This window comes from Nocardiopsis sp. CC223A (genome assembly GCF_030766825.1).
Lineage (GTDB): Bacteria > Actinomycetota > Actinomycetes > Streptosporangiales > Streptosporangiaceae > Nocardiopsis.
The window spans coordinates 1-1,952 of record NZ_JASFDV010000170.1 but is presented as its reverse complement, the minus strand read 5'-3'; the positions used below and the strand labels follow the sequence as shown (position 1 = coordinate 1,952).

The following is a 1,952-nucleotide window of genomic DNA, read 5'->3' as shown; positions in this document are numbered from 1 at the left end:
GCGGCAGCAGCCGGAACGTGCGCGCCCGCACCGCGTCCAGGGGGTACCGGGAGAACACCGCCATCCCGTACTGGCCGGGGAACCGCCCGAACCCGAACGCGTCCCCGGCGTAGGCGTCGCTCCCGGGCTCCGTCACCACCCGGCCGTCACCGTTGAGGTCCGCACCCGAGGCCACCCCGGTGTTCACCGGCGCGGTGTACGCGTACGAGTACTCCACGCCCCCGGCGCCGTTCCACCCGCGCTCCAGGTACTTGCGGGCGAACAGCTCCACGGCCCGGCCCGACGGGTCGTGGTCGAACTCGTTCACCAACAGCACGTCGGGGCGCACCCACTGCACGGTCTCGGCGACCGCCCGCGCCCTCCCCCACTCCCCGGAGGCCAGCGCCGCCGACATCGTCCCGGGCCGCTGCCGCGACAGGGCCGCGTTGAACGTCGCGAACCGCACCGACCCCTCCGGCACGGGCGGCGGCACCGACGGGGACACCCGAACGGCCGGGGCCCGGACAGGAACGTCCTCGGCGGCCAGGACCAGGGTGGCGGTGGAGGCGAGAGGTTTCACCGGTACATCCTCCCACCGGGAAAAACCCTTGCGCGGGAACGCCCGTCCCGATTTCCTCGGGGCATGCCCGAACCCAACCTCCCCTTCCGCTGGGACGTGGAACACGACCGCCTCGGCTCCCTCACCGGACCCGCGGACCCGGAACGCTCCTACGTGGACGCCCTCACCGAGTGCGCCGCCAAGGTCCTGGCCCGCGGCGGCGACCGCGACCTGTACTTCGTCGGACGCTCCCCGGACAGCGTGTACGACCTGCTGCGCGGCGTCCTCGCGGACACCCCGCACCGTGACCGCGTCCACCGGCTGCCGCTGTCCCTGTACGGGTGCGACGGGCAGGGCCTGAGCCCGGCCGAGCAGGCCCGGCTGCGCGCCAACCTCACCGCCCAGGGGATCACCCCGACCCGGCTGGCGGGCGGCGGCCGGGCGGCCGTGTTCTGCGACCTGGTCGCCGGTGGGAGCACGTTCGGGAACCTGCACCGCGAACTGCGCTCCTGGATCACCGACGACCGCGCCGACTGGAACCGCGTCCGCGGCCGCGTCGGCTACCTGGGCATCGTCGCGCGCGATAAGACCAGCCCCAACACCTGGCGCTGGCAGCAGCACGCGCCGTGGGTGGAGGAGTTGCCGCCGCGCGCCGTGCGCAACGTGTCGGTGCCCGGCCGGCTGTGGGGCTACCTGGGCAACGTCCAGCCCAAGACCGAGCCGTCGTTCCGCCGCACCCGCTGGGCCGACCCGGAGGTCGCCCGCCCCCGCCACGACGAGAAGACCCGCGCCGCGCTGTCGGGGGCCCTGGCGCTGTTCGAGCGCGGCCGCACCCGCGAGACCCGCGCCCGGTTCCGCGAGGTCCTCACCGCCGAGCCCGCCTTCCGAGAACCCTGGCTGCGCACCCTCGCCCACGACATCCGCCCCTGACCGCGAACCCGGCCCCGGCTGAGGCCGCCCCCGCCCGGACCCTCCCGGCGCCCTCAACGCTGTGTGGGGTGACGGGTGGGGCCGTACGGGGCCCGGCCACAACCGGGGGAGGATCGTCTCCTTCGACTCCGGGGGCGGGGGTGGGCACCCCTCGGTCCCGGGCACGTGGGGGTGGAGGCCGCGGTGCTCCTCCCACCCGGGAACAGGGGGTTGGGCCCTGCCCCGGAACGCCCGGTCACAGCCGGAGAGCGTCACTGGGCCCGGGCCGCGGGGGTGGGGCCGCGGCCATCCTCCCGGCCCAGGAGCAGGGGGTACCCCCACCGGAGTCCCCGCCCCTAGCCGGAATGTGTCGCGTCTCCTCCGCCCCCGGGGGGTGCCCACCCGACCGGGGCGCCCGGCCATGGCCAAGGTTCCCGGTCAGGTGAACAACCCCCCCGGGGCCGGGGCGGGGAGGACGAGTGTGGCCTCCACTCCCTGCGGCCGA

The 1,952-nt window shown here is 75.6% G+C and carries 2 protein-coding genes; one reads left to right on the top strand and one right to left on the bottom strand.

Annotated elements, in window-relative coordinates; genetic code table 11:
- On the bottom strand, positions 1 to 559 hold a 559-nt coding region (locus tag QJS33_RS31190; protein WP_306371659.1), incomplete at its 3' end, for an endonuclease/exonuclease/phosphatase family protein.
- Between the two features lie 63 nt (positions 560 to 622).
- Here QJS33_RS31190 and QJS33_RS31185 point away from each other — a divergent pair.
- Positions 623 to 1,468, top strand: a complete 846-nt coding sequence (locus QJS33_RS31185; protein WP_306371658.1) for a hypothetical protein — start codon at positions 623 to 625, stop codon at positions 1,466 to 1,468.
- Positions 1,469 to 1,952: the final 484 nt, after the last annotated feature.

Bases quoted from the DNA above. Each gene is read 5' to 3' on its own strand.
- QJS33_RS31185 (WP_306371658.1), top strand. From the start codon at position 623: ATGCCCGAACCCAACCTCCCCTTCCGCTGGGACGTGGAACACGACCGC.